Raw genomic sequence first — 4727 nt, forward strand, 5'->3', positions numbered from 1 at the left:
GCCGCGAGCAGCGCGGACAGGGTCAGGGCGAGTGCGGTGTGCTCGCCGAACAGCCTGCCCACGCTCCCGGCCAGCGCGTGGTTGCTCGGGCCCGCGACCGCGGAGATCCGGTCCGCGGCCAGGAACGTGCCCCGCAGCCAGTACCGCACCGAGTCCGCCGGGGCCACGAGGAACCCGAGCCCGGTCGCCACGACGAAGGTCGCCACGGCCGTCGCGGCGGCCCGGAACCGGCGGGTGAGGAGCAGGTACACCACGAACAGCAACGGGGTGAGCTTGATCGCCGCGGCGATGCCCAGCCCGACGCCGCGCAGGCGCCCGCGGCCGGTCAGGTCGAGCAGCACCAGGGCGAGCAGGACGACGTTGACCTGCCCCAGGTAGAGAGTGGTGCGGACCGGGTCGAGCCCGAGCGCGGCGGCGGTGAGCAGCAGCACGACGGCGGCGGGCACGCCGGGCGCGCACCGGCGGACCACGAGGGTGAGCAGCACGATCCCGGCCGCGGTCCAGAGGATCTTCAGCAGCGGGAGCGGGAGCAGGGTGAGCGGGACGAACAGCACGGCCGCGACGGGCGGGTACACGAACGGCAGGTCCAGCAGCACGCCGCCGTCGTAGAGCGGCTCGCCCGCGAGCACGTGCGCACCGCCCGCCACGTAGACCTGGAGGTCGATGAGCAGCGTGTGCGCGGCGGGCCAGAGCGCGAGGACCGGGACCTGCAGGGCGAGCAGCGCCACGGCGAGGGGGAGGGCGGCGCGACGCACCCGTCGGACGCTATCGGGGCGCCGCCGCGGACCCCCGGGCGGTGGTCCCGCTACCCGGCGAGGGTGTCCAGCACGGCGCCGAGGTGCCGGACGACCGAGACGTGCCCGGCGTCCGGGATCCGGTGCAGGGTGCCGACGTCGGCGGGGAGCCGGGCGAGGACGTCCTCGGCGTGGTGCAGCGGGACGGTGCGGTCGTCCTCGCCCGCGACGAGGTGGACGGGCACCGCGACCGCCTTCCAGTCCAGCTCCCACGGCGCCCCGAGCAGCGCGTACTCGGCCAGCACCCCGCGCGGCCCCGGGCGCAGCGCCTCGGCGAACCCGGCGAGCAGCAGCTCTCCGCCCACGTGGTCGAGCATCGCGCGGTCGTGCGCGGTGAGGCCGTCGGCGGTCAGGCGCAGCGCGAATCCCGGGGCGAGCCGCACCGCCAGCCGCTCCCCGCGAAGCACCAGCGCACCGAGCCACGGGCGGTGCCGGGCGAGGTCGATCATGTCCAGGTCCTCGGTGCCGACGCCCGCCCGCGCCCCCTCCCGGTCCAGCGGTCCGAGACCCGCGACCACGGTGACCGCGGTGAGGTGCGGATCGGCTCCCGCCGCGCAGGCCAGCGCGAACGGCCCGCCGCCGGAGTAGCCGAGCACCCCGTAGCGGTCGGCGCCAAGGGCGCGGGCGAGCGCCGCGACCTGGCCCGCGTAGCCCGCGACCGTGTGGTCGGGGAGGGGGTCCGACCGGCCGATCCCGGGCCGGTCCGGGCAGACGACCCGCAGGCCGCGCTCACGGGCGGCCGCGTCGAGGTAGGACTTGCCGAGCCTGCTGTCCGGGATGCCGTGCAGGAACACGACGAGCCGGCCCCCGGGGTCGCCGTGCTCGGTCCAGGCCACGCGCCGTCCGCCGACGACCGTGACCCGGGTGGCCTCCACGCCTCGAGGCTACGGAGCCCCCGCGACGGCGCTGTGACCGAGGACCGGGACGGGGGTGTGACGAGCGCCACAGATGTGTGGCATGCTGGCGCGATGCGTTCCGCCTTCGCGCACACCGCCGAGCTCGACCTCGCCTCGGACCTCGACCAGTCCGCCCCCGGAGCGGCCATCGCCGCCGAGCTCGGCGAGGCCGCGGACGACTCGGCGACCGCCCTGCACACCGCGGTGGGCCGGGTCGGCGGACGGGTGCGGCTGCGGGTGCTGTTCGCCTGCGACGTCGACCTGGAGGACGAGGTGCGCCTGCGCATCTGCCGTGCCCTGGCGCGCGGTCGGACCACCGGGCCCGACGGCAGCGTCACCAGCTGGTCGCTGCGGGACGCCCTGCCGGGCGCGGTGCAGGAATGCGAACGAGCCGACGCGGAGCGCCTCCTGGAGGTCTGACCCGCATCCCCGACGGACGGCACTCCCGCTCACGGGAGTGCCGTTCGTGCTTCCGGGGTCCGTGCGCCGGGTCAGCGGCCGTGGACCCGGTCGGCCAGGCCCTGCAGTCCTGCGGGGACGTCCAGGGCGTCGAGCCGGACGTGGAGCAGCGTCATCCGGTCGTCGGCCAGGGCCTCGACCAGCTCGGCGTCGAGCTCGGCCGGGGTGGTCGGCGAGCCCGTCCGCAGGTCGACGCCGGGGGCGAAGGCACGGACGAGCGCGGTCCAGTCCCAGCTCGCGACGTCGTTGTACACGGCCTGCGGGCTCTGCAGCGCCCGTTCGATCGTGTACCCGGAGTTGTCGACGACGACCACGACCGCGTCGGTCCGGCGTGCGAGGTTCCCCAGCTCCTGGACCGTCATCTGCGCGGCGCCGTCCCCGATCACCAGCACCGGCCGCCGTCCGGGAGCGGCCAGCGCACACCCGAGGGTGGCGGGCAGCGCGTAGCCGATGGAGGACCAGAGCGGCTGGGCGACGACGTCGACGCCCGGGGGCAGAGTGATCCCCGCCGCCCCCCAGAACGTGGTCCCGATGTCCGTGACCAGCCGCGACCCGGCCGGCAGCCGTCGCTCGAGGACCGCCCACAGGGCGTCCTGGTCCAGCGTCTCGCCGGCGACGGGGCCGCCCGGGGGCAGGTCGGGGAGCTCGCGGTGCAGGGCGGTGTCCGCGAGCAGTGCGGTGAGGACGCTCAGCCCGGTCGCGAACGGCACCGCGAACTCCTGCCCGGCCACGCGAGCGGTCCGCAGGCCGAGGTGGACGGTGTGGGCGGGATCGTCGCGGTGGGAGAACACGCCGGTCACGGCGTCGGACATCAGGGTGCCGATCTCGAGCAGGACGTCCGCGGTCTCCACCGCGAGCACGGCCCGCTTGGCGCCGATCTCCCCGACGTAGACCCCGGCGAAGAGCGGATGGTCGGCGTCGATCGCGCCGCGACCCGAGGTCAGCGTCACGACGGGGGAGTCCGCGGCCGCCACCAGCGCACGGAACGCGTCCCGGCTGCGGGTCCGCTCCACGAGGTGCCCCGCGATCACCGCGGCGCTGTGCGCGCCGTCGAGCAGCTCGCGTGCGGCCTGTCGAAAGCGCGGTACGGAGCCACGACCGTCGTCGGAGGGGGTCGGAACGACAGTGGTGGCCCCATGACGCTCGGCCGGGGCGAGGGCGACGTCGGCCGGGATCGCGAGATAGACGGGGCGGAGCTCGCGCAGGGCCACGGCGAGGACCTCGTCGATCCGGGCGCAGGGATCCTCGTGCGTCAGCACCGCACCCGCCGCCGTGACCTCGCCGTACGCGCGGGCGAAGCGGCCGAGGTCGCCGTCGCCCAGGGTGTGGTGCAGCAGCAGGCCGTCGCGGCCGGTCGCGGGCGCGCCGGTGATCTGCACGAGCGGCACGTTCTCCGCGTAGGCCCCGGCCACGGCGTCGATCGCCGAGAGCTCGCCGACGCCGAAGGTCGTCACCACGGCGCCGATGCCGCGGGTGCGGGCGTAGGCGTCGGCGGCGTAGCCGGCGTTGAGCTCGTTGGGTGAGCCGACCCACTCGAGCAGCCCGGTCTCCAGGACGGAGTCCAGCAGCGAGAGGCTGAAGTCGCCCGGGACGCCGAAGAGGTGCCTGGCGCCGAGCGCGTGCAGCCGGTGGGCGAGGTACTGCGCGACGGTCGGCATGGCTCCAGGACACGCCCGTTGCGAGTTCTGCGCAAGAGACGCCGAGTTGATGATGCAGAATGCTCAATAGGGATCGCGAACCACGGGAAGGGCTGGTCAGCGTGCTCGATCGGACAGACGCCCGGATCCTGCTGGCGCTGGACGCGGACCCGCACGCCACCGTCGTCGCGTTGGCGGAGGGGTTGGGGCTGGCGCGCAACACGGTCCAGTCCCGGCTGCGGCGGATGGAGGCGGACGGGGCGCTCGCGCCGGTCAGCGTGCGGACCCGGCACGAGGCCGCGGGGTATCCGGTGCTCGCGTTCCTCACCCTCGCGATCAGCCAGGCGGACGCGGACCAGACCCTGGCGGACATCGCCGAGGTCCCCGAGGTCTGCGAGGCGCACGCGATCACCGGGGACGGCGACCTGATGGTCCGGGTGGTCGCGCGGGACACCGTGGACCTGCACCGGATCACCCTGGACCTGCTGCGGTGCCACGGCGTCGCGCGCTCCAGCACCGCGATCGCGATGGTCGAGTCGATCCCGCTGCGGATGGCGCCCGCGCTGCGTGGTCTGCTGTGAGCGTGTCCGACACCGGTTCCGGGTCCGAGGACTTCCTGTCCTTCGCGCAGCCCGCGATCGACGAGACGGCGGCCCGGCTGCCCGGCACGGACCGCTCCGCGATGGGCCTGGTCCTGCTGCTCACCCGGGTCGCGAGCGGGCTGACCTACGACCTCGAGTCCACTGTGCACCGACCCGCCGGGTGGAGCTGGTCGGCCTGGCGGCTGCTGTTCACGCTGTGGATCTCCGGTCCCGTCGAGTCGCGGCGGGCGGCGGAGCTGTCCGGGATGAGTCGCGCCGCCGTGTCGAGCCTGACCAACACGCTCAGCGCCGCGGGCCTGCTGGAGCGCACCTCCGCGGCGGGCGACGGCCGCTCCGTCG

General features: G+C 75.2%; 6 protein-coding genes. 3 read left to right on the top strand and 3 right to left on the bottom strand.

Going from position 1 to position 4727, the window contains the following annotated elements; all coding sequences use genetic code 11:
- Window positions 1-755 (bottom strand): glycosyltransferase 87 family protein (locus H5J29_RS21325; RefSeq protein WP_181782818.1); only part of this gene is annotated, 755 nt, incomplete at its 3' end.
- A 50-nt stretch (window positions 756-805) separates the two neighbouring features.
- Window positions 806-1669 carry an alpha/beta fold hydrolase gene (locus H5J29_RS21330; RefSeq protein ID WP_181782819.1) on the bottom strand — a complete coding sequence of 288 codons (864 nt, stop codon included), beginning with the start codon at window positions 1667-1669 and terminating at the stop codon, window positions 806-808.
- A gap of 93 nt (window positions 1670-1762) precedes the next feature.
- Here H5J29_RS21330 and H5J29_RS21335 point away from each other — a divergent pair, with 93 nt between their 5' ends.
- Complete coding sequence (locus tag H5J29_RS21335; protein WP_181782820.1) at window positions 1763-2110, top strand: hypothetical protein; 348 nt, start codon at window positions 1763-1765, stop codon at window positions 2108-2110.
- Between the two features lie 71 nt (window positions 2111-2181).
- Here the strand turns inward: H5J29_RS21335 and H5J29_RS21340 are convergent, their stop codons facing one another.
- On the bottom strand, window positions 2182-3807 hold the full coding sequence (locus tag H5J29_RS21340; protein WP_181782821.1) for an alpha-keto acid decarboxylase family protein: 1626 nt from the start codon (window positions 3805-3807) through the stop codon (window positions 2182-2184).
- 101 nt (window positions 3808-3908) lie between these two features.
- On the opposite strand from H5J29_RS21340, the gene H5J29_RS21345 reads away from it, so the two are divergent.
- A complete protein-coding gene (locus H5J29_RS21345; RefSeq protein ID WP_312858337.1) occupies window positions 3909-4367 on the top strand; it encodes an Lrp/AsnC family transcriptional regulator in 459 nt (152 codons plus the stop codon).
- Between the two features lie 2 nt (window positions 4368-4369).
- On the top strand, window positions 4370-4727 hold a 358-nt coding region (locus H5J29_RS21350), incomplete at its 3' end, for a MarR family winged helix-turn-helix transcriptional regulator (protein ID WP_312858338.1).

The sequence above is a fragment of the Pseudonocardia pini genome (assembly GCF_013870575.1).
In the GTDB taxonomy this organism is placed as follows: Bacteria; Actinomycetota; Actinomycetes; order Mycobacteriales; family Pseudonocardiaceae; genus Pseudonocardia; species Pseudonocardia pini.

What these genes read in the sequence shown, in the direction of transcription:
- H5J29_RS21335 (WP_181782820.1), top strand. Translation starts at nt 1,763, where the DNA reads ATGCGTTCCGCCTTCGCGCACACCGCCGAGCTCGACCTCGCCTCGGAC.
- H5J29_RS21340 (WP_181782821.1), bottom strand. Translation starts at nt 3,807, where the DNA reads ATGCCGACCGTCGCGCAGTACCTCGCCCACCGGCTGCACGCGCTCGGC.